General features: G+C 66.6%; 34 protein-coding genes. 5 read left to right on the top strand and 29 right to left on the bottom strand.

The window, feature by feature from the left end; translation table 11 throughout:
• Positions 1-77: 77 nt before the first annotated feature.
• From TSB10GB4_RS09585 to TSB10GB4_RS09545, 9 genes are all read right to left on the bottom strand, one after another.
• Positions 78-725: a DUF6441 family protein gene (locus TSB10GB4_RS09585; protein WP_186395560.1), complete on the bottom strand. Its 648-nt coding sequence runs from the start codon at positions 723-725 to the stop codon at positions 78-80.
• A complete protein-coding gene (locus TSB10GB4_RS09580) occupies positions 722-1,036 on the bottom strand; it encodes a hypothetical protein (RefSeq protein ID WP_186395559.1) in 315 nt (104 codons plus the stop codon). Before TSB10GB4_RS09580 ends, TSB10GB4_RS09585 begins: the two co-directional genes overlap by 4 nt.
• Before the next feature lie 2 nt (positions 1,037-1,038).
• Positions 1,039-2,061: a major capsid protein gene (locus TSB10GB4_RS09575; RefSeq protein ID WP_186395558.1), complete on the bottom strand. Its 1,023-nt coding sequence runs from the start codon at positions 2,059-2,061 to the stop codon at positions 1,039-1,041.
• A 90-nt stretch (positions 2,062-2,151) separates the two neighbouring features.
• Positions 2,152-2,541, bottom strand: a complete 390-nt coding sequence (locus TSB10GB4_RS09570) for a head decoration protein (RefSeq protein ID WP_186395557.1) — start codon at positions 2,539-2,541, stop codon at positions 2,152-2,154.
• A gap of 17 nt (positions 2,542-2,558) precedes the next feature.
• Positions 2,559-3,878: a S49 family peptidase gene (locus TSB10GB4_RS09565; RefSeq protein WP_186395556.1), complete on the bottom strand. Its 1,320-nt coding sequence runs from the start codon at positions 3,876-3,878 to the stop codon at positions 2,559-2,561.
• A 7-nt stretch (positions 3,879-3,885) separates the two neighbouring features.
• The gene (locus TSB10GB4_RS09560) at positions 3,886-5,364 is read right to left on the bottom strand and encodes a phage portal protein (protein WP_186395555.1); all 1,479 of its coding nucleotides are present in this window, start codon (positions 5,362-5,364) and stop codon (positions 3,886-3,888) included.
• Between the two features lie 3 nt (positions 5,365-5,367).
• Positions 5,368-5,580 carry a phage head-tail joining protein gene (locus TSB10GB4_RS09555; protein ID WP_041375667.1) on the bottom strand — a complete coding sequence of 71 codons (213 nt, stop codon included), beginning with the start codon at positions 5,578-5,580 and terminating at the stop codon, positions 5,368-5,370.
• Between the two features lie 10 nt (positions 5,581-5,590).
• Positions 5,591-7,567 carry a phage terminase large subunit family protein gene (locus TSB10GB4_RS09550; protein WP_186395554.1) on the bottom strand — a complete coding sequence of 659 codons (1,977 nt, stop codon included), beginning with the start codon at positions 7,565-7,567 and terminating at the stop codon, positions 5,591-5,593.
• Positions 7,482-8,051: a terminase small subunit, Nu1 gene (locus TSB10GB4_RS09545; protein ID WP_186395553.1), complete on the bottom strand. Its 570-nt coding sequence runs from the start codon at positions 8,049-8,051 to the stop codon at positions 7,482-7,484. The genes TSB10GB4_RS09550 and TSB10GB4_RS09545 overlap by 86 nt, the downstream gene beginning before the upstream one ends.
• Positions 8,052-8,198: 147 nt before the next feature.
• Here TSB10GB4_RS09545 and TSB10GB4_RS09540 point away from each other — a divergent pair, with 147 nt between their 5' ends.
• From TSB10GB4_RS09540 to TSB10GB4_RS09530, 3 genes are all read left to right on the top strand, one after another.
• Positions 8,199-8,420, top strand: coding sequence for a hypothetical protein (locus tag TSB10GB4_RS09540; protein ID WP_063185792.1), 222 nt, complete (start codon positions 8,199-8,201; stop codon positions 8,418-8,420).
• A gap of 102 nt (positions 8,421-8,522) precedes the next feature.
• The gene (locus tag TSB10GB4_RS09535; protein ID WP_186395552.1) at positions 8,523-9,068 is read left to right on the top strand and encodes a DUF3489 domain-containing protein; all 546 of its coding nucleotides are present in this window, start codon (positions 8,523-8,525) and stop codon (positions 9,066-9,068) included.
• A gap of 4 nt (positions 9,069-9,072) precedes the next feature.
• Positions 9,073-9,318 (top strand): hypothetical protein, encoded by a 246-nt coding sequence (locus tag TSB10GB4_RS09530; RefSeq protein WP_186395551.1) that lies wholly within the window; start codon positions 9,073-9,075, stop codon positions 9,316-9,318.
• Positions 9,319-9,370: 52 nt separating this feature from the next.
• Here TSB10GB4_RS09530 and TSB10GB4_RS09525 read toward each other — a convergent pair whose 3' ends face one another.
• Both TSB10GB4_RS09525 and TSB10GB4_RS09520 read right to left on the bottom strand, forming a co-directional pair.
• Positions 9,371-9,592 (bottom strand): hypothetical protein, encoded by a 222-nt coding sequence (locus TSB10GB4_RS09525; protein WP_186395550.1) that lies wholly within the window; start codon positions 9,590-9,592, stop codon positions 9,371-9,373.
• The gene (locus TSB10GB4_RS09520; protein WP_186395549.1) at positions 9,589-10,911 is read right to left on the bottom strand and encodes a DNA modification methylase; all 1,323 of its coding nucleotides are present in this window, start codon (positions 10,909-10,911) and stop codon (positions 9,589-9,591) included. Before TSB10GB4_RS09520 ends, TSB10GB4_RS09525 begins: the two co-directional genes overlap by 4 nt.
• A gap of 364 nt (positions 10,912-11,275) precedes the next feature.
• On the opposite strand from TSB10GB4_RS09520, the gene TSB10GB4_RS09515 reads away from it, so the two are divergent.
• Positions 11,276-11,557: a type II toxin-antitoxin system RelE/ParE family toxin gene (locus TSB10GB4_RS09515; protein WP_186395548.1), complete on the top strand. Its 282-nt coding sequence runs from the start codon at positions 11,276-11,278 to the stop codon at positions 11,555-11,557.
• A 12-nt stretch (positions 11,558-11,569) separates the two neighbouring features.
• Complete coding sequence (locus TSB10GB4_RS09510) at positions 11,570-11,926, top strand: HigA family addiction module antitoxin (protein WP_186395547.1); 357 nt, start codon at positions 11,570-11,572, stop codon at positions 11,924-11,926.
• Positions 11,927-12,069: 143 nt separating this feature from the next.
• Here the strand turns inward: TSB10GB4_RS09510 and TSB10GB4_RS09505 are convergent, their stop codons facing one another.
• The 18 genes from TSB10GB4_RS09505 to TSB10GB4_RS09420 form a co-directional block, all read right to left on the bottom strand.
• The gene (locus tag TSB10GB4_RS09505; protein WP_186395546.1) at positions 12,070-12,510 is read right to left on the bottom strand and encodes a DUF6362 family protein; all 441 of its coding nucleotides are present in this window, start codon (positions 12,508-12,510) and stop codon (positions 12,070-12,072) included.
• Positions 12,503-12,703 carry a hypothetical protein gene (locus tag TSB10GB4_RS09500; protein WP_186395545.1) on the bottom strand — a complete coding sequence of 67 codons (201 nt, stop codon included), beginning with the start codon at positions 12,701-12,703 and terminating at the stop codon, positions 12,503-12,505. The genes TSB10GB4_RS09505 and TSB10GB4_RS09500 overlap by 8 nt, the downstream gene beginning before the upstream one ends.
• Positions 12,700-12,957: a DUF6378 domain-containing protein gene (locus TSB10GB4_RS09495; RefSeq protein ID WP_186395544.1), complete on the bottom strand. Its 258-nt coding sequence runs from the start codon at positions 12,955-12,957 to the stop codon at positions 12,700-12,702. Before TSB10GB4_RS09495 ends, TSB10GB4_RS09500 begins: the two co-directional genes overlap by 4 nt.
• Positions 12,954-13,493, bottom strand: coding sequence for a hypothetical protein (locus TSB10GB4_RS09490; protein WP_186395543.1), 540 nt, complete (start codon positions 13,491-13,493; stop codon positions 12,954-12,956). Before TSB10GB4_RS09490 ends, TSB10GB4_RS09495 begins: the two co-directional genes overlap by 4 nt.
• Before the next feature lie 107 nt (positions 13,494-13,600).
• Entirely contained in the window at positions 13,601-16,528 is a 2,928-nt protein-coding gene (locus tag TSB10GB4_RS09485) for a toprim domain-containing protein (protein WP_186395542.1), read from the bottom strand.
• Positions 16,521-17,801, bottom strand: coding sequence for an ATP-dependent RecD-like DNA helicase (locus TSB10GB4_RS09480; protein WP_186395541.1), 1,281 nt, complete (start codon positions 17,799-17,801; stop codon positions 16,521-16,523). The genes TSB10GB4_RS09485 and TSB10GB4_RS09480 overlap by 8 nt, the downstream gene beginning before the upstream one ends.
• Positions 17,798-18,568, bottom strand: coding sequence for a hypothetical protein (locus tag TSB10GB4_RS09475; RefSeq protein WP_186395540.1), 771 nt, complete (start codon positions 18,566-18,568; stop codon positions 17,798-17,800). Before TSB10GB4_RS09475 ends, TSB10GB4_RS09480 begins: the two co-directional genes overlap by 4 nt.
• Positions 18,569-18,576: 8 nt before the next feature.
• Positions 18,577-18,792: a DUF6511 domain-containing protein gene (locus TSB10GB4_RS09470; protein ID WP_206771947.1), complete on the bottom strand. Its 216-nt coding sequence runs from the start codon at positions 18,790-18,792 to the stop codon at positions 18,577-18,579.
• Between the two features lie 140 nt (positions 18,793-18,932).
• A complete protein-coding gene (locus TSB10GB4_RS09465; RefSeq protein ID WP_186395539.1) occupies positions 18,933-19,160 on the bottom strand; it encodes a hypothetical protein in 228 nt (75 codons plus the stop codon).
• Positions 19,161-19,165: 5 nt separating this feature from the next.
• Positions 19,166-19,909 carry a hypothetical protein gene (locus tag TSB10GB4_RS09460; protein ID WP_186395538.1) on the bottom strand — a complete coding sequence of 248 codons (744 nt, stop codon included), beginning with the start codon at positions 19,907-19,909 and terminating at the stop codon, positions 19,166-19,168.
• A 6-nt stretch (positions 19,910-19,915) separates the two neighbouring features.
• Entirely contained in the window at positions 19,916-20,749 is an 834-nt protein-coding gene (locus TSB10GB4_RS09455; protein ID WP_186395537.1) for an ATP-binding protein, read from the bottom strand.
• Positions 20,749-21,048 carry a hypothetical protein gene (locus tag TSB10GB4_RS09450; RefSeq protein ID WP_063185816.1) on the bottom strand — a complete coding sequence of 100 codons (300 nt, stop codon included), beginning with the start codon at positions 21,046-21,048 and terminating at the stop codon, positions 20,749-20,751. The genes TSB10GB4_RS09455 and TSB10GB4_RS09450 overlap by 1 nt, the downstream gene beginning before the upstream one ends.
• Entirely contained in the window at positions 21,045-21,539 is a 495-nt protein-coding gene (locus TSB10GB4_RS09445) for a hypothetical protein (protein ID WP_186395536.1), read from the bottom strand. The genes TSB10GB4_RS09450 and TSB10GB4_RS09445 overlap by 4 nt, the downstream gene beginning before the upstream one ends.
• Entirely contained in the window at positions 21,539-21,880 is a 342-nt protein-coding gene (locus tag TSB10GB4_RS09440) for a hypothetical protein (protein ID WP_186395535.1), read from the bottom strand. Before TSB10GB4_RS09440 ends, TSB10GB4_RS09445 begins: the two co-directional genes overlap by 1 nt.
• Positions 21,881-21,914: 34 nt before the next feature.
• Positions 21,915-22,490 (bottom strand): sigma factor, encoded by a 576-nt coding sequence (locus tag TSB10GB4_RS09435; RefSeq protein WP_186395534.1) that lies wholly within the window; start codon positions 22,488-22,490, stop codon positions 21,915-21,917.
• 192 nt (positions 22,491-22,682) lie between these two features.
• Complete coding sequence (locus TSB10GB4_RS09430; protein WP_186395533.1) at positions 22,683-23,396, bottom strand: hypothetical protein; 714 nt, start codon at positions 23,394-23,396, stop codon at positions 22,683-22,685.
• A gap of 28 nt (positions 23,397-23,424) precedes the next feature.
• The gene (locus tag TSB10GB4_RS09425) at positions 23,425-24,405 is read right to left on the bottom strand and encodes a winged helix-turn-helix domain-containing protein (protein WP_186395532.1); all 981 of its coding nucleotides are present in this window, start codon (positions 24,403-24,405) and stop codon (positions 23,425-23,427) included.
• Positions 24,365-25,612, bottom strand: coding sequence for a hypothetical protein (locus TSB10GB4_RS09420; RefSeq protein WP_186395531.1), 1,248 nt, complete (start codon positions 25,610-25,612; stop codon positions 24,365-24,367). The genes TSB10GB4_RS09425 and TSB10GB4_RS09420 overlap by 41 nt, the downstream gene beginning before the upstream one ends.
• Positions 25,613-25,731 lie beyond the last annotated feature (119 nt).

Genomic DNA, 25,731 nt, shown 5'->3' with positions numbered 1-25,731 from the left:
GCGGGCAATGCATGTGATCGCTCCGCACGCGGTGCGGCGCGCACATGCACCGGGATGCGAAGAAGGCGAAGACGGGGCTACCGCCCGTCGACCCAGTTGCGGACGACCAGGCCGGGCAGCCGCTCCTGCCAGGTGTTCGCTGCGGAGGCGACATCGAGCCGCTTCCTGAATGTCACCTGCGGCACCAGAATGAAGATCGGCACGGTCACCAAACCGCGCCCGCTGCGCACAGCGGCGGCACTGGCTCTGGCGTATCCGCCCCGCTTGCCTGTTCGCGCCCGCATGTTGTCGGCGACGAGCAGAGACGCAGCGTTGCGCCGGTAGACAAAGCGTAGCCGCTGCCCGGTACGCCGTTCCCATCCGCCGGGCGTAATCTTGAGGCCACCGTCGCCGAAGCGTCCGGCAGCAGCGGTCGGAATGGCCAGGAAGAAACCCTTGGTCGACCGGATGGTGGCGCCGTCTTCGTAAATGCGAATGATGCCCGGCGCCTTCGACCAGACGAGCCCCGCCGCCCGGATGCTGTTCTGGCCCTTTGGGAAGGTCTCGGACCGCCAGGTGCGCGCCAGCCGAGGGCCGAGCCCCGCATTGGTGATCTGCGTTCTGAGCTCGGTCTTGAGTCCCTCCGCCGCCTCACCGACACCGGCCGTGACAGCCTTTTCGGCCGCCTTGACCTCCTCGGCCATGATGCGGCCGAGGTCGCCGATGATGGTCGCGGACAGCCTCATGCCGGTCTCAGCTCCACGGTCCAGACAAGGCGTTCGCTGTCGCGCACGGGCTCTCCCTGGACGACGTAGATCGCGCCGTCGATTTCGAACCCATCCGCTTCCGCCAGGCTCAGGGCGTCGCGCGTTCGTACATCACCAATGACGCTTTCGCTCCAGATGCGCGTCTCGCCGAAGCTCTCGACACGATCCGGCTGTCGCAAGACAATCCGGACGGTCACCGGCGCGCCCGTGCCACCTGCCCGCCAGATGGCATCCCGCGCGAGATTGGGATCGGCGAAGAGGTCGTCGATCGCCTCTGCGAAGATGCTCATGCTCAGTTGCTGGAGAAGATGCGCACGGCGAGACGCGGACGCTTGTTGATCGGCAGGATCGAGGCCTCGGTCTTGACCTCGATGGCGCTGCCGTCGGGTCGGGCGATCTGCCGCGCGTAGATCGGAAGTCCGACCGTGTTGACCGTCTCGATCAGGTTAGCAGGCGCGCCGTGGGTGACGAAGGTGTCGAGCGTGCCCAGCGGGAAGGCGATACCCTCGCCGGAGGGGATCAGCGTTTCCGTTGCGCCGGTCGAGAGCGTGACGGTGGCGTTGTACTCCTCGAACAGGATGCCGGCGAAGGGGAAGCGCCGGCGGGTGTCCTCGCGCAGCGGCTGCGCCCCGGTCGAGGAATAGTACTTGTAGGCCTCCTCGACCTTGGCGTGGCCGATCAGCTTGTCGAAGAACTCCGGGCTCACCATCGCCAGCACACCGGTCATGGTCTCGCCCTTGAGCTCGGTCTCAACCTTGCGGAGCACGTCGCGCACCTTGCCCTGGACCTGGGTGCCGGCAGTGCCGAGCACGAAGTCCGTTTCGAGCTGCGTGAGGCCGAACTCGGTGAAGTAGTTGTAGAGCGTGGTGCCGGCGCCGTCCTTGACGATGCCGCGCAGCGCGTTGACCTCCATGTACTCGCGCGTCTGGGCGTGCTTGACCCGCATGCGGGTGAGCTTGCGCTCCATGACGGTGGCGAGCGGGTCGGCGGCGTCGGCCACGCCGAAGCCGCGCACGCCCTGGATGTCCTGAGGCGTGATCACGTCGTCGTGGGGGATCCACGGCACCGTGAAGGAGCGCATGGAGCGCGCATCGCGGTTGGCGACAGTGGCCGGGCCGCCGAGCGGCACGGTCGGCAGGAGGTTCAGAACGCCCTCCGCCTGCTCGATGACGACGGAGCGCTGGGTCACGCCCTCGAAGCGGAAGAGGCCCATCTCGCCGAGGCGCGTATAGACGTTGGGCAGGATGTTGATGGCTTGGGTCATCTCGGCGAGCGAGTAGCCGCCCGCATCGAACGGATTGATCATGGCGACCATGGGGTCGGGTCTCCTTGGGCTGGAACGGGCATCAAAAAGGCCCCGAAAGCGGACGCCTCGGAGCCGGTCGTGGGTTGGCAGAAGCTAGGATCAGGCGGTGTCGCGCGGCACGATGCCCGCAGAGCTGAGCTCGGCGTGCTTGGCGGCCGTCTTGGCCGCGTCATCGACGGAGGCGTCGAAGACGAGCGCCGCCTTGGACACGATCGCGGGCCCGCGGGCGACGACGAGGCCAGTCCTGTCGCCGGCCGTAGCGTCGACCGCTTCGATCAGAACGGCCGTCGCGACCTCCGCACCCTCGTCTCCGACGATCTCGCCGTCCGGCGACAGGCGGTACTTGCCCGACGCGGTGATCCGGCCGAGGACGGAGCCGAGCGCGTAGCTCGTTCCCGCCTTGAGCGTGACGGTCTCGCGGGAGTAGCTCGCATTGAGCTCGTATTTGAGCAGGTCGCCGAGGGTCGGCGACATGGTGAGAACAGTCATGATGATCCTCCTTGTCGTCAGCTGCGGTTGGCCGAGGCGCGCTCACGCGCACGACGCACGATGGGGCTTTCGCCGCCGTTCGAGGCCGGCGAGCCGGCCGGTGACGGCGCCACGGCGACGACAGAGCTCGCCTCGGCGCGTGCCGCGAGGGCGTCGAGGATGGAGCTTCGCAGCGCATGCGGCGCAACCCCCTTCGCCATGGCGTCGGCGGCATCGATGGCGACGCCCAGCCGGGCCCCTTGGGCGGCGATGGCGGCGATCTCCGCATATTCGGCGCGCAGCCGCTCGGCCGCTTGATCGGTATTGGGCGTGTCGGTTGCTTCCGGTGCGCCAGCAGGCGGTGCCGACAGCCGAGCCTCGGGCGTTTCCGGATCGGGTGCGCAGGTCTCGCTGACGGCGGCGTCTTCGGCAGCCGGGTTGAGGTCGGGTTCTACTGTCATTGCGGTCTTTCTCCTTGAAGGTTGATGAGTGCGGGCACGTTGCGATGCGCCCGTAATGAGGCGTGGCGGGTCCAGCGCCCGGGCGAGATCCACAAGAGCGAGATCGACAGTGCCGAGCTTGTCGGCCAGGCCGGCGTCTATGCCGCGCTGACCCCGATAGATCGCGGCTTCGGTGGCGCGCACGGCGTCGGGACTCATGTTCCGATTGCGCGCCACCAGGGTGACAAGGTCGGCATGGAGCGCGTCGACATCCGCCTGGATCGCCGACAACGCCGTATCCGAGAGCGGCTCGTGGGCATTGCCATCTATCTTGCGGTCGCCCGCGTGAACGAGCGTCCATTTGAGGCCGGCCATGACGTCGGCGACGCTCTCGTCGATATGGATGGCCACGACGCCGATGGATCCGACCTCCGCCGTCCGGGTGACGTAGAGGCGGTCCGCCACGCTGGCGATGGCAAAGGCAGCCGACAGCGCGCTTTCGCTCGCGACAGCCCAGAGCGGCTTCTGCGCGGCTTCGCGCAACGACACGAGGCGATCGACCAGGTCGAAGAGACTGCCGACCTCGCCGCCCGGCGAGTCGATCTCCAACAACACGGCCCGCACAGAAGGATCGGCCAGCGCGGCTTCCACGGCGGAGGCGACCTCGCCATAGTCGCTGGCGCCCAGAAGACTGGTGAGCCAGTCGCCACGCGTCACCAACGGTCCGAGGATCGGCACCACGGCTATGCCGGGACCGGTAACGGAATGGCTCGCCACCGGCGGCGCATCGCGGGCCGGAAGCATGGCTTGGCGTGTATCGAGCATTGGGCCGGCGGCGAGCAGGCCGTCGAGCGCCCGCGGGGCGATCGCCAAGGGCCGGCCGCCGAGCCGGGTAAGCAGCGGATTCAATCGTGTCATGGAAACCTCAGTCGGCGGCGACGTTCGCCTGGTTGTCCGCTGGTGCTGCCTCTTGAGCATCGGTCAGCAGCCTCGGGTCGGATGAGGCGCTGCCGAAGGAGAGGCCAAGCTGACGCTCTCGCGCACGGTCCGCAGCAATCTCGGCATCGACCTGATCGGCGTCATAGCCGCGCTCGGCGAGCGCCTGCGTCCGGCTCTTCAGCCCCGCCTCGATCTGTTCGATCTCGGCGCGGGCGTCCTTCAGCGGATCGACCCAGTCCCATTTGGGCGGCAGCCAGGAACAGCCGAGATAAACGCGCCTCTGCTGTTCGTAATCGGGCAAGGCAATCGCGCCCGCCATGACCGCCGTATCGAGCCATCGCGCCCAGACCCGTCGACAGATTTGCCAGACCATGACCGAGTGCTGATAGGCCTCAATGCGGCGGCGAAACTCAAGGAGCGCGAGCCGCGAGTTCGAGTAGTTTGCCTTCAGCATGTCATTCGACAGATACGCATACGGGATGCCGAGCGCCGCCGAGACCTGCAGCAACGTGCGGTACTGGAACGGCTCGTAGGTCTGGCCGACATCGGCAGGCGCCGAGGTCTGCACCTCCTCGCCCGGCTCCAGCATCACGATCTGGCCGGGCTGCAGATCCATCGTCCGCTCGCCCGCCTCGTCGCTCTCGGCAATGTCGAAGGGCTCCGCCGGCGCCGGTGTGGTGATGAAGAGCGCGTGCATCGCCGCGACCTTCTTCCGGTCGAGCTCGGCATCGTCGTATTGGTCGAGCAGGAACAGCTTCACGATGCCCGGTGCAAAGCGGGAAATCCCGCGCAACTGCCCCGCATCGACCGGATCGATCACGTGGATGACCTCGGACGCCGGCACCCGCACCGTCTCGCCGGAGAGGCCCGGATCGGTCACGTCGCCCGGATGGCGGCGCAGGAAGTGGTAGGCGACACGCCTGCCGATACGGTCGAATTCGATGCCCTGGCGAATGACATTGCCGCCCGCCACCTGCTCATTGCGCGAGAGCGGCAGCATCTCGGAGGGGATCATCTGCAGCTGCAGCGGCACCATGAGCCCGTCCTCGGGCCGGCGCGGACGGAAGCGGAAGAACACCTCGCCGGCGATGAACACCTCGCGCGCGGCGCGCCGCTGCTGACCATAGAAATCGGTAAAGCCTTCGGCGTCGCTGTCGTCGGTCCAGTCGAGCCAGAGGCGCTGCACGCGCGCCTTGAGATCGGCATCGGCGATCAGGGACGACGGCTTGATGCCGTCGCCCACCACATTGCCGGCCCAACTCTCGATGGCGTTCGCCGCATAGCCGTTGTTGCGCACGAGCCAGCGGGCGCGCGCGGTGATGTCGGCGCCGGCAGCGGCAATCAGCGTGTTGAGATGCGCCCGGCTCGGCTGGAAGTGCCGCAGCCTTCGGCTTCCCTGTCCCGCTTCAAAGCCGCCCACCAGAGCGCCGATGCGGCGGCGCCACCGTGTGATCGATTCCAGCACGGGTCAGAGTCCCTTGCTTGCGGTCGTGCGAACGATGCGGCGGCGCGCGCCGGTTTGCTCCTCGGCGATCCGCCGTTCGAGGTCGCCGAGGGCGGCCGCCATTTCGGCATCGCTCGCATAGGTGATGCGGCGCCCCTCGACCTCGACGGTGCGCACGCCGCGCCATCGGGCTGCGAGCAGCGCATCGCGGCGCGCGATCATGTCCTCAAGCGTCATGGTCTTGGTCTCAACTCAGATAGCTGGGCGTGAACACCCGTCGGCCGCGCCCGGCTGGTGCTCGGCGCACCAGACCCGCGGAGGCGATCTCTGGCGTGCCGGGGTCAGAGGCCGTCGTCTCTGGCGCCGCTGTGTCGCGTCGATCGAGCGAGCCGACCTGGCGTTCGAGATCACGCCATTTCTCCTCGCCCCAGCGGTCGGCGCCGGCGATCCAGGCGGCGGCACGGGCATAGACCCGGCAATCCAGCGCCTCGTTACGCTCGCGCAGCTTCTGCCATTCGAGCCGCTGAAACCCGCGCCTGGTCTTCACCGTTACCAGCTGCTCGGCGACGAACTGCTTGCACCACTCGCTGTCGGCCCAAGCCGGCAGGTGGATGGTCCCTGCGGGGAAGCGCGCGCCTCCGGCACGCTTCTCGTCGGTCGGCCGTTCGAGCCGGAGGAAGCGATAGGTCTCGGCCTTGAAGGTCGACACCGCCACCGTCCATAGCCGCGCGCCGCGCCGCAATCGCTTGCCGCCGGCGGTCGCATCGACATAGGTCGGGCCGGAGACCGGGCTCGCCCGATTGAAACCCTCGACGCCTTTGACCGGCGCCACCTGCGCGAAGCCGGCGCGCCGGGCCCAGCCGTAGACCGACGGCGCCTCGAAACCGGTATCGATCGCGAGGCGCGACAGGCCCATCGCCACCCCAGAGGCGTGCGGCCAGCTGCGGCCCAAGAGACCGTCCAACGCGGACCAGGCGGCGGCATGTTCGGGGCCGCCCTCGATGACAATGTGGTCGACGAGCCAGCTCTCCAGCCCGCGCCCCCATGCCCAGACATCGACTTCGATGCGATCCTTCTGGACGTCGGCGCCGGCGGTGAGAAACAAGCCGCCCATCGGCACCGTGCCGGCCGGCCAGCTCTCCCTGCGATCGTAGAGCCGCTGCCAGTCCGGCGCTTCGCCCGTCTCGACCCATGTCTCGCCCAGCGATGTATTGACGAAGGTCTTCATCGCCTCGTCGCCGTGATCCTTCGCCGACAGAAAGGTGCGCACCATGGCTTCCAGGCGGACCCAGGAGGAATAGACCTCGTTCAGATGGAAGCCGGCGATGCCGTCGAACGGGGCCTCGGCCCGCCATTCGCCCCGGCGCACGGCCGCCCAGCGTTCGGCGTCGCTCCAAAGCGCACCACAATGGCGGCATTGGTATCGCGCGGTCTCCGGCCGGTGGGCGCCGTCCGCCTCGCGGTCCCAGCGAACCTGCTCCCAGACCAGCGTCTGATGCTCGCCGCATTCCGGGCACGGCACGAAGAAGCGGCGCCTGTCGCTTTCGGCATAGGCGGTCTCGATCCGGCTCGCGCCACGGATGGTCGGCGTCGAGACCAGCACGATCTTGCGGTTCCAGAAGGTGACGGTGCGCTTCTTCGCCAGATTGACCGGATCGCCCTCGGCGCCGGCGCTGAACGGATAGCGGTCGACCTCGTCGCACAGGAGGATGCGGATCGGCCGGCTGGCCAGGCCCGAGGGTGCATTGGCGCCGACGATGGTCAGATGCCCGCCGGGAAACTTCTTGTGCAGGATCTTGTTCGACCCGTCCCGCGACTTCGGATCCGAGATTCGCCCATGCAGACAGGGCGTATCGCGCGCCATCGGCGAGAAACGGTCCTTCGACCAGGTCTCCGCATCGCGTTCCGTCGGCATCACCACCATCACCGGCGCCGGGTCCTGGTCGATGTGGAATGCAACGGTGTTGAGCAGCACCTCCGTTTTGCCGGTCTGGCTCGACGACATCACGACGACGCTTTCGACCGCCGGATCGGAGATCGCGTCCATGATGCCGCGCTGGTAGATGGCCCGCTCGGTGCGCCAGCGGCCGGGCTCGGCGCTGGCTTCGGAACTCAGGCGGCGCTTGGCGTCGGCCCACTCACTGATCGTCAGGGTCGGCGGCGGCGCCAGGATCGTCAGCGCCTTGCGCGTCGCCTGCGCCAGCCGCGCCGGCCCCTTCAGCATCAACGGCGATGGCCGGGAGGCTGGCGAGTTCCGCGAGCGCTTCGGTGATCGCGTCGCGGATCTGCGCGCGCGTGCCGGCAATGGTGGACTCCTCATGGACCAGCGGCGCCAGCCTGTCGGGCAGGACCAGCAAACGCGCGCGCAGGCGAGCCAGCACGGCGATCCACGCCTCCTCGACCTGAGCGGCCGGCAAGAGATCGCCGCGCCGGACAGCTGCGTCCATTTCGGCGAGATCGGCCTTGGCCTTGATCAGCCGGGCGCGCTCGACACCGAAGTCCGCGGCGCCCGTCTGCGACCGCGTCGCCAGCTCGCGCAGGTAGCGCACATAGCCGCGCACCGTGCCGACGAGGTCGTAGCGCCCGCGTTCGGGGCCGGTGCGAGCTGACGCCGGGATGATCCCGTCGCGCGCCAGCTGCTGGACCCGCCTTTCGGTCAGGTCCAGGAGCCGGGCGATGACCGCGATGGGTTGGGTATTGGTCGCCATGAACGGGGGCCGCTCCCGGGCAAGATCAGGTCATGTCGGGAGCCTCGCCATCACTGCAGAAAAAGCAATGAAATGATGCACTTATCGACTTGATGAGGGTGTCGATCAGAGCCTGTATGGGGTCACCATCAAGCGCTGGAGACCGCCATGACCAAGTCCCGAAACACCGCTTCCGCCCTCGACGCATTCATCGCCAAGAAGGCGGAAATCGACACGATGCTGGAGCGCATCAAGGTGCTGAGCGACGACCATTTCGACACCAACCCCGACGAGATCAACTGGGGCCACGTTGGAACCCTCGCGCACTACGCCGAACTCCTGAAGCGCATCACCGACGCAGCCTTCAAGGAGGGCGAGCACGCCGATTAGGCGCGCCGCTTCCCGCCTTCGCCCCGATGGGCTCGCCCTCGGGGCTCGGGGCAGTAGAAGGTCCGCGATGGTCGCGCGCCTCTCCTGAAGAAGGATTGCCCCATGACCAAACTCTCCGACACACAGACGATCGTCCTCAGCGCCGCCGCGCAGCGCGCGAACATGCTGGCTCTACCGCTCCCGAAGAACCTCAAGGGCGGCGCAGCGCAGAAAGTGATCGCTTCGCTCCTCAAGCAGGGCCTGCTCGAAGAGATCGATGCCGACACGCGCATCGGCGAACACGTCTGGCGCGAGACCGGCGACGGCCACGGCGTCACACTCGCGATCACCGAGCATGGGCTCGCCGCCATCGGCATCGAGCCGGAGGCCTCGCGCGACGCTGCGGAGCCGACGCAAAGCGATCACGCTGCCGTCAAGACGCCAACGAAGCCAAATGCCCGCGAAGGCAGCAAGCAGGCCCAGCTGATCGCCATGCTGCAGGGCGCCGACGGAGCAACCGTCGCCGAGATCGCCGCCGCATTCGGGTGGCAGCCGCACACCGTGCGCGGCGCCATCGCCGGGGCGCTCAAGAAGAAGCTCGGGCTCGACGTGACCTCCGAGAAGGTCGACGGACGCGGTCGGGTCTACCGCCTCAGCCGGGAGGGCTGAGGCTATGGCGAGGATCACCATCCACGACCGTCTCGTCGCCGCCCTGCAGCACCGAGGCGAAGCGACCATCGCTGATGCACGCTCGACCCGCTACACGGTCCTCACGCGAACGCGCCGGGAAACCGGCGAGCAGGTCGGCTTCTATTTCGTCGGCCGTGCCGGCGCGCTCCGTGCCGGCCGCACCGTGGGCGAGAGCCGGCCGGTGGGCGTCGACTTCCGGGCGAAGCTGCTCGGCATAACGACCAGCTGACACGTCATCCTCACTGAGCCGCCGCTGCCCGCCATGGGCGGCGGCGTTTCGCTTATGCAGTCCAAGAGCGCATCCTCTCGAACATGCGCCGCACGGCATAGCTGCGCGCCACGGATACCAGCGTGAATAGAGCGCCGATCAACAGATTGTCGCTCAGGGGCACCTGCAGACCGAACAGCGGGAAGACCGCGATCTGGGTCAGCACGGCCACGCCGTAACCGATCGCGACATTGCTCAACGCCTCGATCAGGGACATTCGGCGCGACTGCATCATGCGGCATCCTGATCGCTGTCACGAGCGCCGACGCGCTCGGTCTTCACCTCGTCGAAGCTACGATTCTCGCCCTCCAGCCTTGCCGATTTCCCGGTGAAGGCCTGCCAGCGGTTGACGATCACGTCACAAAAGGTCTCGGAGAGCTCAAGCCCGAAGACGCGTCTCCCCGTCCGCTCACCTGCGATGAGTTGCGAGCCTGAGCCGGAGAACGGCTCGTAGCAGATTTCGCCTGGCACCGTGTGCAGTTCCATCGGCAGTGTGAATACGCGGACCGGTTTCGAGGTCGGGTGCTCGCGCGTCTCGATCTCGCTCGACGGGATGGACCACACCGTCGTCGGCCAGTTCTCGAAGCCTTCGCGGTTGACGCGCGGCTTGTTGCCCGAGCGCCAGCCAAACAGGCAGGGCTCGTGCGCCCACAGCATGATCGAGCGCGTGAGCACCGGACGGCTCTTGGCCCAGATGATCTGCTGGTGATGCAGAACATCGAACTTCGACCAGCAGGCTTCCAGCATCGCCTGGCGCCGCGAGGCATGCCAACAATACCAGGCCGCGTCCTCCTTGATGGCGCAGTCGATGGCGACCTGCATGAAGGCCTCATAGAACTGCGGCCCCTGGGATGAATCGTCCCAGTGCTTCTGCTCGATGTAGTCGTCGGACCAGTCCTTGTTTGCGATCTTCTTGGCGCGAGCGGACGCGTTCTTCTTCGTCGGATGGTTGGTGCCGTCATAGTCGACGAGATAGGGCGGATCGGTCGCGAACAGTGCGGCGCGTTCGCCGTTCATCAGGCGGGTGACGTCCTCGGCCGAGGTCGAGTCTCCGCAGAGCAGGCGGTGGTCCCCGAGGATCCAGAGATCGCCGCGGCGGGTGACGGGCGTGGCGGGCGGCTCCGGAACCTCGTCTTCGTCCACCAGCCCCTCGACGGGCGCCTCGGCCAGGAGACGGGCCAGTTCATCGTCCTCGAAACCGGTCAGCGCCAGGTCGAACTCGTCGAGCTTCAGATCGGCCAGTTCGAGCTTGAGCAGCTCGTCGTCCCAGCTCGCGTTCTGATGCGAGCGGTTGTCCATCAGCCGGTAGGCGCGCAGCTGCGCCGGCGTCAGGCCATGCGCGATATGCACCGGCACGCTCGTCATGCCGAGGCGCTTGGCCGCCTCGTAGCGGGTGTGGCCGACGACGATCACCATGTCCTCGTCGACGACGATCGGCTGACGCCAGCCGAACTCGGCCAGCGAGGCGGCGACCGTGGCGACAGCCTCCTCGTTGCGGCGCGGGTTGCGCGCATAGGGCACAAGCTTGTCGATCGGCGTTTCGACGACGTCCATGGTCGGTCCGGTGCAGTGGGTGAAGGATCTGATCAGGCGCTCGCGAAGCCCGCCGACGCGCTGCGCCGGCGAAACCAGTGCCGCTTCGCCAATGCGCTCGAAACGAAACGCCCCCGAATGGCGGCTTCGCCCTCGCCGAGGCACGCAGACGCCTAAGTATTTGAAATCACGAAGCCAAGAATGCGGGCGAAACGAAATGGCCTATTTCGGCGCCGTCACTGGGCAAGCATCGCGCCATTGCCGCCAGCATACGATTTCGGCCAGGGAGGAACCGCTATCTCTCTGAGTTCGTTGATATTCAGGCCGTACCGTGAGACGAAGCGTCCCGCTTGACAGGACGTCCCGTTTTGCGTTACGCTTCGCCGTGATCAAGAGCTTTGCCGACAAACGCACAGCGGCGATCTTCGCTGGCTACGCCGTCCGCGACCTGCCGCAGCAAATCCAGCGGCGGGCTCGCGCCAAGCTGCTGGCGATCGAAGCGGCCACACTGCTGGACGATCTGCGGGTGCCGCCCGGCAATCGCCTGGAAGCGCTTCACGGTGACCGGCAGGGTCAACACAGCATCCGCGTCAACGACCAGTGGCGGATCTGTTTTGTCTGGCGCGACAACGAGGCGTGGGACGTCGAGATTGTCGACTACCACTGAGGAGTAATGACCATGACTATCAAGCGTGAGGATCTCGACAGGCGCATCGTTGATTTCTCGGAGGTGACGACGGGCCGTCGTCTGCCGCCGGTCCATCCTGGAGAAATCCTGCGTGACGAGTTCCTGACTCCGTTGGGGATGAGCGCCTACGAACTCGCCAACGCGATCAAGGCGCCACGCTCGCGGGTCAACGATATCGTGCTTGGGCGGCGTGCGATCACGACCGACACGGCCATGCGCCTCGCGCGCTATTTCGGCACATCCCCGGAGTTCTGGATCAATCTGCAGGCCCGGTATGATCTGGATGTCGCCGACCGCACCACGCGACGCAAGATCGAGCAGGAGGTCGCTCCCCGCAACGCCGCGTGAATGGGTGTAAATGGATGTCCTTTCGGGTGTGGGAATCTGGAAACCGCGTCCGCGCGCGGCTCGCCCGAGCATGACCACGAACTAACCCAAATCGCCGATCTGTGTCTCGCCGGGAAATGTCTCAGCGAAAATTGTCTCACGCATCAGAATGAACTTGACGAGCGAACGCGGTCGACGAGGAAAGCGCGCGAACGCTTCGCCGGCACTTTCTGTCCGTTGAGCTTCCAGGTGATGACGCTGAGGCCGTACTCCCAGCGGCGGCACGCCGTGGCGCGGGAGATCCCGAAGCGCCAGCAGATCGGCTTCCACGGCGTGCCCTCGGCGCGCGCCCAGACAAGCCGCGCATCGTCGGGTTCCAGCCATCTGAGCCAGGGCAGCGTCGCCTCCATGCGGCTGATGGCGTCGGGCAAGGGCGGCGGACGCTTCATGCGCGGCGGCTCCTGACCGACGAGATCAGCGAATTCATGCACGATCTTCGGCCACACCGAGAAATAGCCCTGCACCCGAACGTCGGGGAGGCGCTTCATGACGTCGGCAGCTTCGATCAGCCGCTCCTCGACCTGTTCGCGAGTCCATTCAGCCATGCCGATGCTCCGTCGGCTGACGCCGTCCGCCATAGAGCTTCTCGCCGAGCTGGCGAACGAGCTCTCGCTCGGGCCAGGTGAGGCGCGGATCGGTGGGGCTGACGACGAGGAGGCCCTGCTCGCGCCAGCCCTCCCGCTTGACCTCTTCGGCCGACCGGCGTTCGCCGCCATATCCTTTCGGCAGCCATCTCATCGTCCGACCTCCTGCAGCACCGCTGCATAGCCGGCGATGTCGAGGATCGAATCCTGATGCTTCGGATCGTGCCCGAGCCGCGCCAGCTTCAGATCGATGAGGCAGAGCACGACCTCCGCCGGCGTGATGGGCCGGCCGAGCGTGATCGACCAGCGTCTGGCGACCACGGCCATCGCGGCGGCCGGATCGCCATATATCTTGCGGCGCTCGGCGACGACCGACGCGGCATGCCTGAGCATCGTCTCCCCGCTCATCGCACACCTCCCTCGGTCTCGATGGCCCAGAGCAGGATGGCGATGGCGTCGGCTTCATTATCGTCCGCGGGTGAGAAGCCGCGGGCGCGAACGGCGGCCATGACGGCGGCCTTGTCGGCGTTGCCCTTGGCGGCGACGTGCCGCTTGATCGTGCCGACGGGAACGCCCTGATAGGCGATCGCGTGGCTCTCGCACCAGGCGCTCAATGTCGCCAGAAAGCCGCCATAGAGATGGGCCGCGTCAGTGCCGATATGGCGCCGGACCTCCTCGAAATAAATCGCCGCGAGACCGCCGGAATCGGCGGCGATCTGGTCCAGCCAGCTGCGGAAGCGCAGGTAGCGCATGCCGCCACCGTCATAGCGGCTCGGCCGGAACGAGACCGTGCCGCTCGTGATCAGGCCCTCATGGCTGTGCAGTGCCCAGCCGGTCGTGGTGCCGAGATCGAGGCTGAGAATGGCGCGATGCGCATGAGCCGGATGCGGACGGAATGCGATGGCCCCTGCTGCGGCGGGGCCGGTTTCGATGGTCGAGATCATGATTGTCTCCAAGGAGCGCGAGCAAGGGTCGGGTTTCCGATCGAAGACCCATCGCGGCGGACCGGTCGCTGCCGCCTGGAGACGACCGAGTTGACGGAGCATGCCCATCAGAGCACCTCCTTGAGCCAGTCCGGCGCAGCGCCGTTCGGGGAACGTGATGAGGGACGTTCCCCCGCATGTTCCCCGGTGCAAGCCGTTGAGGAGCAAGCGCTTTGGGAAGGTGACGAAGGTGGGGAACGTTTTTCCCTATCCTCCATCGCGTGGGCGCAGCCGCGCACATGCGTTAGTGTCGAAAAACGTTCCCCATGTTCCCCACGTTCCCCGGAGCTTTTTGTTTCAAGGGGTTGTGCCGGGGAACGTTGGTTTTCGACGTTCCCCTTTTCGGCGCAACGTTCCCCGCCGGATGCCGCGACACCTTGCGGAAAACGTTCCCCACGTTCCCCTTCGATCGTCAGCTGCCAGCGCTTGGCCTGATGGGAGACGCCCAGCGTGCGCACGCGCATCTTGCGGCCATCGATATCGAAGACCCGGTCGCGCATGCGGGCGAGCGCCTTGCCGAGCCGTGTGCGCTGTGACCGGTCGCCCCCGGTGCCGAGCGGCAGCGGCGGCTCGCAGGCCAACGCCACCTCATAGAGATCGCCGGTGCCGACCTCCGCCGTCCCGAAGCGGTCCCACCAGGCGCCGATGAAGCTGCGCCAGATCGCGCCCTCGCCATCGGCGGCGGCCAGCATCTCATCGAGGTTGGCGAGAAACCCTTCGATCCCGGCCACCTCGAGGACGCCGCCCATGATGCGCGACCAGCTCTCGTAGCTCCCGATCATGCGCGCGCCCCGTGGCCTGCCGGCGGCCAGCCAGGCCCGGCAGAGCGTGAGGCAGGCCGCGACGAGGCGGGGCCGGTTGGCGCGAACCCAGCTCATGAGATCGGGGTGGCGGAACCCCTCGCGCCGCCAGGGTTGATCGACCCGGGCGTCGAGGCGAATGCGCACGATGCGGCGCGCCATCTCGTTGGAGAATTCGGGATTGTTGCCGGTCGCGATCCAGACGCAGCGGATCGGCAATCGTGTCATCTCGGACGCACCGAGAATGCGGTCCTCCCAGAAGGGGGCGGTCAGAGCTGCCGCAAGCGCCGAGGAGTCGAGCGGGTGACGCAGATTGTCGATGAGCACGATCGAGGGGATCTGGCGCAGCTTGGCGGTCAGCCGCTTGCGCCACTCTTCGTCGTCGCGGCCCTCGGTCATCACGGAGGCGCTGACGCCGGTGAGGACGGTCGCGATCGCGTCGACCATCAGGGTCGCGCCGGTGCCGGGTGTCGGCTTCTCGATCAGATGGAGCGGCGTCGGCGCGTCGATCATGGCGCGAAGAAAGCCGAGCAGCATCAAGGCAACAGCATGCGCCCGCTCCGCGTGGCCGGTGAAGGGGAACTCGCCCAGCATGTCATCGATGATGAGACTGCGCGCGGTCGCGATCTCCGCCGGCGACGGGCGCTCCGGCACCTGCGGCACGGCAAAGCCTGGTGTCGGCTGATAGAGCAGCCGCGCATCGGGGTGGTAGCCGGGCTCGGTCAGGAGGGCGCCATTGCGGCCGAAGACCGGCGTGGTGACGATCCCCGCCAGGACCGGCAGGCCGGGATCGGGCGTCGCCAGCAGTGACTTGATGAGCGGCGTTGGCGGATGCGCCGGAACGAGATCGCCGTTGCGCGCCAGACGCCGCCAATCGGCGAGCTTGGCCAGCATGTGCCGCAAGCGCTCTTCCGTGACCGGCCGGGCCATGGGCAGGCCGTCATCGTCATGCACGGCCCATGTCGGCATGCCGCCGCTGCGAAAGAGCCAGGGCGTGTTGTTCGAGGCGAGCAGCAAACCCCAGCTGCGTGCATGAGCCCGGGCGAGATCGCCCTCATCGGCGCGCAGTTGCGGCAAGCGCCCCTGGGGCTCGACGAAGCCGATCGGGCGGTTTCGGGCGCCATCCTGCGCATCGACGGCATCCGCCACTGCACACGGCTCGGCCGCGTCGATGATCTGACGGACCGCGTCCGCGCCGTCGCGCAACAGGACGTCGTTGAAGTCATCGCCTTCCGCCCGCGGCAGGGCGATGGCGACGCTGCGGCCTTCGGCGCGGAGACGTTGCGCCGCCGCTTCGGCTGCACGAAGGCCAGCGCCCGACGCATCGTGGTCGGCGAGCAGAACGACACGCCGGGCCTCCGGCGGCAGGACGACCTGTTCGAGGTTGGTGGCCGAGAGCGTCGCCCATACCGCCATGCCCGGGCGAGCCGTCATCACGGCGAGCGCCGTCTCGATGCCTTCGCTGAGACCAAGGACAGCATCGTCGCCGATCGAGGCCAGGCGCACCGCGCCGCCGCCAACCCGGCCCAGCATCTTCTTCGGCTTTTCGACCTCGGCTTTCGCCGCCCCATCCGGCCGCAGGTAGATGCGGTGCAGGGCCACCACGCTGCCGGCGCAATCGCGAACCAGGCCGACGATGGCCGGGAACCCGGTCCTCGTATCCCAATGCGCGAGATCCGGATGGAACAGGAGGTCGGACGGTGGCGGGACCGCCAGTCCTCGTGCGCGCAGATAGGCCTCGCCCGGTGTGCCGGCGATCGGGAGGGCCCGCGAGAGGATGATCTCGATTTCTCGGGCAGGGTCCTTATCCGGTTTCGCAGGAGCCGCCGAGGGTTCGCGCCGCGCTGGCGCCGCGGCCGACCATCCGACCAGATCGGCGGCATAGGCGAAGAGGTCGCGGCCCTTGAGGCCGGTCGCCTGTTCCAGCGTGCTGAGCGGTCCGCCGCCCTGGCCGCCGTCGAAGTCGATCCAGTCGCCGGCGTGCTCGCCTCTGAGCGTGATCACGCAGGAGCCGTTCTTTCGCGGCGCAGCGCCATTGATATTGGCGAGGCGCCATTCGTCGCCGTTGCGCCGGCCGTTCGGGAAGTGCTGCGGCACCCAGGCGCCGGTCCTGTCACGCAGGCCGGCCACGATGGCGTCGAGATCGTAATGGACCGCAGGCGTTCTGGCGGGTGCGATATCGTTGAAGTCAATCAAGGATCACCAGCCCTTGCTCCGCGCGCGTGATGGCGGTGTAGAGCCAGCGGGCGCGGTCCTCGGCGGTCCGCCCAAGGCCGTCGTCGTAGACGATCACGTTCTCCCACTGCGACCCTTGGGCCTTGTGGCAGGTGATGGCGTAGCCCCAGACGCTCTCGACAAGCCCCCGCATGTCACGCCAATCGCGGCGCAGGCGCTCGGCGTCGTAGGCGACGTGGTCGTCGAAATGCCCCTTGTAGAACCACTGGCGGCCGGGAACGCTCGTCCCGTCTTCGGTGCGCACCGAGGCACTGAACGCGAGCGGGCTTTCGTCGCGGATGTCCGAAAGGTCGAGGAACATGCCGTTGACGAGACCGAGATCGTGCCGGTTCTTGAGGCAGATGATCTTCTCACCGCGCCCTCGCGGGTAAGCGTCGGGAAAGCCGGCCGCCTGTTTCATCGCGGTGTTCAGAAACAGCCGCGTCGCATTGCGGCCGCAGATCACTTGGCCGCCCTTGAGGAATTGATGTGGGCCGATGTCGGAGCGCCGCATCTTCCAGACGAAGTCGTCGTGCTCGCCGTAGGGAATGGGCACGCTCTGCCGCGCGAGCGTGGCGAGACGGATGATCGCGCTGGTCTCGGCCTGGCGATGGATATCGGTCAGCATCACGTCGGGATCGGCGTCGGTGAAGGCGCCGTCGCCCTTGATCGGCGGCAACTGGCCGGGGTCGCCGAGCACCAGGATCGGCTTGCCGAAGGCGAGCAGATCGCTCGCCATTTCGGCGCCGACCATGGAGACCTCGTCGAGCACGATCAGGTCGGCGTCGCGGACCAGCGACTGCTCGTTCAGAATGAAACGGGGCTGATGGATGTCGGCGAGCCGGAGCTCGAGGCGGCGGATCTGGGTCTCGGCGAAGGAGCGCTCAGCCGGTCCCATGCTCCGCAAGCCTTTGCGCAGCGTCTCCAACTCACGGGTGACGCGCTCGATTTCTTCCGGTGTCGCCTCGGAGACCTTGTAGATCAGGCTGTGGATCGTCGAGGCTGGCGTTCCCTTCCGGGTCATCACCAGGGCCGCCTTGCCGGTGAAGGCGGCATAGAGCACGCCGCCCGAGCCGCCCGTGCGATCCATCGGTTCGAGACCGAGCTCGCCGATCGCATGCCGGGTGATGGTGGTCTTGCCCGTTCCTGCGTAACCGAACAGGCGGAACACCTGCTGATCGCGCGTGCGGCGCCGAAACCAGTCCTCGATCGCGGCGATTGCCGCCGCCTGCTGCTGAGACGGGATGAAGCTCATCGCTCGCCCTCCCAGCAGCGCTCCGCATAGGCGCACATGCGGCAGAGATAGAAATCTCGGGCTGCGGCGATGCGCGTTGGAAGTTCGCCGGCTTCCGCGGCGCGCAGGATATCGACGGCCTTGTCGGACACCGCCTGCGCGCAGGGCGGATCGAACCCGACCACCTCGTGGTGGAGCGCCTCGGTGTCCTTGTTGAGCGCCGTGACGAGGGCGGTCTCCAGCTCCAGATAGCCCATGTAGAGCTGGACCTGCGCGAAGTAGACCGGCTTGGAGGCGCGCAAGCCACGCTTGACCAGGTCGTTCCAGGATTTGGCGTTGAGCGCCTTGTGCTCCCAGAGCACGGGCCAGCGCAGACCGACATCGGGGCCGGCGACGATCACGCCGTCGATGTGGCCACGCAGTCTGCCGCCCGCCGTCTCGAACCCAAATTGTCCGCCGTCCGCGCGCTCGGTGCGAAGGTCGAAGCCCGCGCCGCGCAGCCAGCGGATGGAGAGCGTCTCAAACTGGTGGCCGGCGTCGAAGATGCGCAGGATCGCGCCGTCAAAGTCCCGTCCCTCATCCTTGGGCGTATGGGTCACCTCGTAGACGAGCTTGCGCGCGCAGGGCTCGCCGATCCGGCTGCCCCCGAGATAAGCGCGCGGCGTCTGCCGGCGATTGCGTGCCACCAGCGCCGCATCGATCAGGGCATTGACCCGATCGGACACGCTGATCGCGTGGCCGATGCGGCCATAGATGAAGCCGGAGCCGTGGTTGAGATCGATTCCCATGCGCCACCTCAAAAGGGAATCGGATCGTCGAGCGGGTCGCGGGCGGCTGCCTGGCGCTGCATCGACTCCTGGAACCCGTCGACGCAGGCCTCGATGATGCGATCGATCTCTTCCGGCTTCCGGTCGTAGAACGGCGCCATCAGGTCGAGCTCGGTGAGCGTCTCGGCGAGAAACCGGCGCGCCTCCTTGATCGCTCGGGTCTCCATGTCGGTCTTGTCGATCATCCCGTTGTTCCTGTTGGCGAGCGCCGCGCCAACATCGAGGCAGCGCATCGAGCAGAAGCGGTGGTAAGGAAAGAGGTCCCAGCGCAGCTGGTGGACGTAGCCGAAGCCGCGCGCCTGACGCCCGCAGACGGCGCAGACGCCTACCCGAGCAAGAGCCGGGTCAGGTCCTCTGCGTCGTCCGGCTGATCCTTGATCCGGTGTGAGGCCAGGACGATGAACCGCGCGATCGCGTTCGCCGCCATGGCTTCCAGTTCGGGGAGCGTGAGAGCGGCGATGGGCTGGTGAAGCCTTCCGCGTCCTTCGAGCCATTGTCCCATCGCCTTCGCTGCCTCGCGCGTGACGTGCGTCTGCCACTCATCGGCCGTCATGACGGTCAGGTGTTGAGCCAGGCCGGACCACTCGGGGTCGGCGTCGCTGCGGGTGCGGCTGCCGGGGCTGTTGCCGGAGCCGTGCCCGGCTGTGCCGGCCGGCTCCAGGCCGGGGCAGCGCTCGCGGGCGGCGATGCGGCGGGCTGCCCCCAGGCCGGAGCTGCGGGCGATGCGGGCGATACAGCCTTGGGCCGCGCGCGGGTGCTGGGGCTCGGCGCCAGGACCTCGCCGTCCATTACCTTCCGCCATTCCGGTTCGCTCGGCAGAACCACACGGTCGAGCTTGTTGCTGTCGCCGTAGCGCGGGTCGTCGCTGGGCTCGACCTTGATCTTGGCGACAAAGGTGATGCCGCTGAGGTCGGCCAGACCGCGCAGGATCCGCTTCGACTTCGCCGCCTCGCCCATGTCCTGCGGATCGAGCCCGAGCGCGCTGTCGATCATCGCGCGGAAGCTCCCCTTCGAGATTTTCCAGCCGATCGAGACGCCGTGCTCGTCGACCTTGCCGCCGGAGACGGTGAACATCTGCCAGAACTTGCGCCGGACGTGAGGGCCCCCGGCGACGGTGAACTCGGCATCCACCATCAGCACGTCGCTGCCGGGCGCGTTCGAGGCCTTGAGCAACCCCCGGTCGATCTCGCTCTGGCCGTCGGTCCCGCCCGGCCGGATGGTCATGGTGACCTTGGCGAAGGTGCCGTCGGGGATCAGTTCGCCGCTCTTCTGCGGCTCGGCGTCGTTCATGTCGAAGCTCATGGCTCGTCATCCTTTCGGTGTTGCGTTGATCTTGGAGAGCAGTGCGCCGAGATCGGGCGGCTCGGTGACATCGAGACGGCCGCTGCGATCCTTCGCCGGCAGGCCGAAGGGATTGCCGGCGCGGCAGACGAGGCGGCGGTCTTCGCCGCGCTCGGGCTCATGCCGCCAGCCGTCCCCGTCGCGCGCGAACAGGCTCATGGTGATGACCTGATCGACGATGCCGGGAAGCTCGCGGCCGGCCTTGCCGCCTTCCATCTGCGGCTGCCAGGTCGTGCGGTTGAACTCGTCGGTGACGCGTTCGAGGATGCCGACGAAGATCACGGTCTTCGCCTGCGCGTGCTGCAGGTGCTTGAGCAGACCGATGACCTCGCGGGCGAGCAGCCCGTAGGCGCCGCGGGTGTCGGGTTTGCCGGTCTTGTCGGAGAAGGCCTCGGGCCGCGTCTTCGCCCAGGCCATGGCTTGGCGCGTGAGGTCGGTGATCGAGTCGACGAAGATGATGCGCTTGCCCGCGATCATCTGAACGAGATCGGGATAGCTTTCCCTGAGATGCTGGTAATGCGCCTCTGAGAAGAAGCCGCTCGGGTCGGCCGACGGATTGACCCCGCCGACGAGACAGCCAATGTCGAGGGCGTCGGCGAAGGTGCGCACCGGGATGCTGTCGCCGGGCCAGTCCTGGACCGACTTCATGCCTGCCTCGAGGTCGATGCAGAGGGTCTCGGCCGGCGGCAACGATTTCAGCAAGGATGTCTTGCCGACGCCGCTCGGGCCGAAAATCGCCATGGTGGTCTTGGCGCCGGCCGCGGACAGCCGTTCGTCGGCGCTGACGATGCGCAGCGCCATCAGCGGCCTCCCGCGTTGCGTGATGCGACATCGAGCGCGCACTCACTCCCGCGCGCGCCGGCCTGCCGGGCGAGACCATAGAGTTTGCGCAAGGCGTGCAGGCGGTCGCCGACGGCGCTGAACTCGGCTTCGACACCCAGCAAGGCGAAGGCGATATCGTCGAGCGTGGCGTCCTCGATCGGCTTGACGACCTGTTCGCGGCGGATTTCGCCGAGCACCGGAATGACGATGGTGTCGGGCAGCGCTTCGAGCGCGTAGTGGCGCTTGCGAATCTCGGTCAGGGCAGCAGAGCTGGTCATCGGGCATCCTCGGACTTGATGGTGAGACGGAAGGTCGGCTTGGCGGTCCGCACCGTGCGGGCGGCGGCGAAGGCCTCGCGGATGGCAGTGGGCCAGGCGGTGTATTTGCGCTCGGGGACCTTGAAGCCGATGTCGACGTAATCGGCCGGGTTCTCCCCGCCCGCACGGATCCGCTCGACGAGTGCGGCGAGCAGCGACTGGTCCCAGTCCACCTTCTTCGGGAGATCGGCCGCGACGACGACGGCGCCGTCCTCGAAACGAACGAGGCCAGTGTCCTTGCCCTCGGCCCGGCGCACCGTCGCTGCCGCGTCGGCGTAGCGAAGCGCGATCGCACCTTCCAGCCACTCCTTGAGCCGCTTGGCGGCATCCAGGGCAGCATCGGCATCCTCCTGGAGCAGCGCCAGATGCTCCGCCCGAAGCGTGGCGATCTCGCCGACCGGCATGGTGCGGATGTCGTCGAGACTGGGGCGGTTGTTGCGATCAGATGCCATCACGCCACCTCCGCCAGCAGGAGGGTGGACAGCGATACTGAGGCCTGCTTCGGCTTCGGGCGGGCGATGGCGAGATAGCTGTAGTCGTCCGACCGGTGGCGACGCTGCACGAGATGGATCAGTCCGCGCTCGGCCGCCCACCAGGCGCGGCGCGCGACGCGGGCGAGTTCCGCCCGCTCCCGCTCGGCGAGGCGCGTGCCCTGCGGCATGGTGTCGAGCGCGAGGAAGCCACGGTGATATTCGAGGATGTCGCCGGGCGCGGCCTGGCCGACCCAACCACAAAGTTCGATCTCGGTGAGCGGCTTCCGGACAGCGGGGAATCTGGATGCAATGACGTTCATGATGGGCTCCTACTCACGCGCTCGCCGAACCGTCTCACGCGGTCCGGACGCCGATCGCCGTCAGGGCAAGGCGGATGTCCTTGACGCGGCGGTAGAGGCTGCTGCGGGCGCCATGGCCACTCGCGGCAAGGCGATCGACGGTGGTGCGGGAAAGGGCTGCACAGAGAGCGCCATCGGCGGGTTCGAGCGAGCCAAGACCGCGCTCGACATCGAGACGCTCCTCGGCGGTGGCGAACGCATCGACGGGCTGGCCGAAGAGCGCCGACAGCCCGTCGGCTTCGGCGATGAGGTCGCCGCGGGTCAGCCCGTCGCTCTCGGGAATGACCTCATCGAGCGAGATCGGCGTCGCGCCATACATCCGGCGCTCCCGCTGCACCTTGTTGGCGATGCGCGTCGCCCTGTTGGTGAGGATGGCGCCGGCAAAGGCGCCGAGCGTGCCGCGATCTGAGTCGTAGGCGGGAAGCCGGGCTATCAGATCAACGAGCAGGTCCTGGCGGACATCGTCGAGATCGGCGCGAGGAAGCCGCAGCTGGCGGACGAGGCGGCGGGCGGCGACGTCCGCCTCATGAAGAAGGATCTGAAGGTCATCCCGGGAAATAGAAGAACGCATCGGTCAACGCCTCGGTCATCGTTTGTGATGTCCGCAGGTTGCCGATGCGCCGGCCAGAATAGGTGGGCACGACGTGGTGATGATGTGGGCGAAGTGTGGGTATGCTTGGCCCGCGATCACCAGAGACTTCCTGCGATTGGCCGATATCCATCGGCGCCGCAGGTTTGACTGACCGGTTAGGTGTTGCGCAGCTTATTTCGTTTGCAACGGTCGTCGGGTGATGTCCGAGAGGCTTCGCATCTGGCCGTTCTCGTCGAACCAGGTGGATACCCGCGCAATCTCCTCTTCGAACTCGCCATCCGGGAACCAGCGCATGACGGTAGTGGGAGAAACCTTGAGAATCTTGGCGAGCATTCTGAAGCTTGGCTCGATCCCCCGTGCCTTGAGTTGACCACCGACGATGATCGCGGACCATCGCTTCTGGTGAGCAGCGGACGCCTGTTCGTATTCGAGGTTGGATCCGCCCAAGCGCTCGCGGATCAGGACGATAAGATCCCTTGGGATATAAAGCTCGTCAGTCCAGCTCAAGGAATCCAGCATGCATGCGATTAGCCAATTGATCAGCTTGTCAGGGACGACCAAACCGCGTCTCGTCAGGTGGGTCTGACCTGATCGGGCGAGATCCCGAGCTTCAATCGTTCTTTCCAGGATCTGCAACGAGAGTGCACTTATCGCCTCAGGGTCTGCATCCAAGACGCCGGCAACCATCTGAGGGTCGAAGCCGAACTTTCTGAGTTCAGGCTCCATGAACATCAGTTGGTCCATCCCGCCGACAACAGACACCTCGATTTCGGCGTCCGGGTTTTCGCGCCGCAGCTTTACATAGTGCTCAATTGTCGGATCGTTCTTGTAGGATCGGCTAATGGCGTTGAAACCACCGCCTTCGTCGGTACCGAAATCGGCCACGCTTCCCTCCTGCTGCGTTCACCAGCTGCTACTTGATCAATTCGATTTCCTCCGGAGGCAGAGCCAGCCGGTAGCCGTTCGGATTTCGCCGATTCTCGATCAATGCGCGTACGGACGTGGCATCCGCACTTCCGCGAGCCAGCGCATCCCGAAGTGCGCGCACAGGCTCGCGCACCTGCGACGAAATTTTATGGATGCTCGCTCCCCAGATGTGCGCCTCGATCGCACGATTCTCGACGATGGCGGGCGACTTCAACGCATGTTCCGCTAGAAGGACCAGCAGCTGGAATTCCTGATCGGAAAGGGTTTTGGGCGTTCCGTCGAGCGATACCGTCTTGGCGCCGCGTTGAATCACCAATCGGGGCGCCAAGCTCGGTTGCGATTCCAGTTTGGACTGATCGATCGACAACCCAGGTGCAGTCCCATCGCAAGCAATGCAGTGCGATCCAGCGACAACATGAAGCCCTGCGTCGACCAAGCGCGCCCAGTCATCTGCAGCCATCGCCGGCGCGATCACCGTGATGGGTGATGACCGGGCGACCGAACGCATCAGGCCGATCAATCCCGGTTGAAGCACCGCATCCTGCGACAGTGCGAGAAACAGCGCCCGCTGGTTCGATGTTTCCCCCAGATGCCAGACACCGGTCGCGACCGGCGCCGGCTTGCCTCCGAACCCAGACGCCATGGCGATTTCGCGGACCAGCGCGGAGGGATGAATCCGAAAGCTCCGCAGATCGTCAGCGCCGAGAACGACGTCGCTGCGCCGGTCCGTCGGACAAACCGCGATGTGTCGCCCGTTGACCTGATGGATGGGCCGCGCGTCGAGACCGCAATCACACGCGGGGCACACATCCCATTCCGTTGCCGGGGCCTGCTCGACCAGGACGCCCCGATCGAGCAGCCGCTCGAAATCGCGCCCGGCATGAGGCGCCGCCTGTCGTCCCCATAGAATTGCGGGATCGCCCGCCTCACTCAGCCGCAACAGCAGCCTGGGCAGCGTCTCGGTCATTGAGCAGTCCGTTGCGGCGAAGAAGCGTCATGATCCGGCCCTCGAACTGCTGACGCTTGAACATGGCGTGGGCCGGCGGCTTCAGCTTAATGGTCACCTTCTTCGCCGACTTGCCGCCGGTCGCGAAATGAACGCGGATGACGATGTGGTTGAGGCGCCAATCCGACCCGAGACGAGCGCCCCGCATCATCTCGCCCAGCCTGGCCAGGGCATTGTCGCGTCCGTCGCGCGCAACATAGGAGTAGAAGGTTCGTGTCTCGCCGGTCTTCGGATCGGCGCCGACGCGGTCGACCTGGACCTCGGTGATCTGGACCCGCTGGATGCCCGGATCGAAGTCATGGTTGAACGCGAAGCCGAAGCCCGCGCGCTGCACCGGGTCGAGCGTGTAGAGGTTCTGGGCGTCGTCGCCGGCGAAGAATTCGGGTTTTCCGAGAATCTTGTCTGCGAATAGCTCCGCGAGATCGGCACGGCGCGCCTTGGCCACGCCGCCGATCTTCAACAGGCCCGTCGTGGAGTTGTATGAAAGCACCGCGTGTTCGGCGGCGCGGAAGCTGATCACGCGCTTCTGGTCCTTTTGCAGGACATCGGTCGTGGTGATCGGCGAGCCGTGCTCGATCACCAGAACGAGCTCGTCGGCATCGTCATACCAGCCGGCGCGGCAATAGTTGCTGCGGAGATCCTGTTCGAACATCGCGGCGGCGGCGGTTTCAAACTCGGCCTTTGCGCGATCATCCATGATCGCCTCGACGCCTTCGTCGCGGCCCACGAACTCGGCGAGCGACGTGCGCGCCATGAGCGCCATCATGTCCGACGCGGCGTCAAAGACGTCGGGATGATCGAGGAAGACGCGCAGGGCGACGTGCTTGGGATTCTGGTGAACCTCCGGCTCGTCATCCTTCGCTTCGGGTGTCACGCGGATCCCCAGCCGCGCGGCCTGCTGAAGAATAATGTCGAGGCCTGCCGCGTTGCCGATCTCGGCGATCCGGTGCAGGTCGGCGACGAGCCCTTCCGGATAGTTCTCTTCCGGCCCCGCGAAGAAATCCTGGACGGCGCTGCGTGCCTCGTCCTGCGCGGCCTCGCCCCTGAAGACCCCAAGGTCCAGCCCGTTCAGGGCATCGCCGTGGCGCTCGAACAGGCGGCCCAGCAGGCCGAGATCGACGGTTCGGGTAAACTTGGGATTGACGAATTTCTTCAGGTTCTTAGCCATCTCAGCCGCCCATAATTGCCTCGCATTTGTTCATCTTATGTTCTTATCGCAAATGCCTGCCGGAGTCGATTCAAAAGCCATCGCCTTGGGACGGATCGTCTGCACCGTGAGTAGAGGCC

Source organism: Stappia sp. TSB10GB4 (assembly GCF_900185745.1).
GTDB lineage: Bacteria > Pseudomonadota > Alphaproteobacteria > Rhizobiales > Stappiaceae > Stappia.
This window is presented reverse-complemented; position numbering and strand designations above follow the sequence as displayed.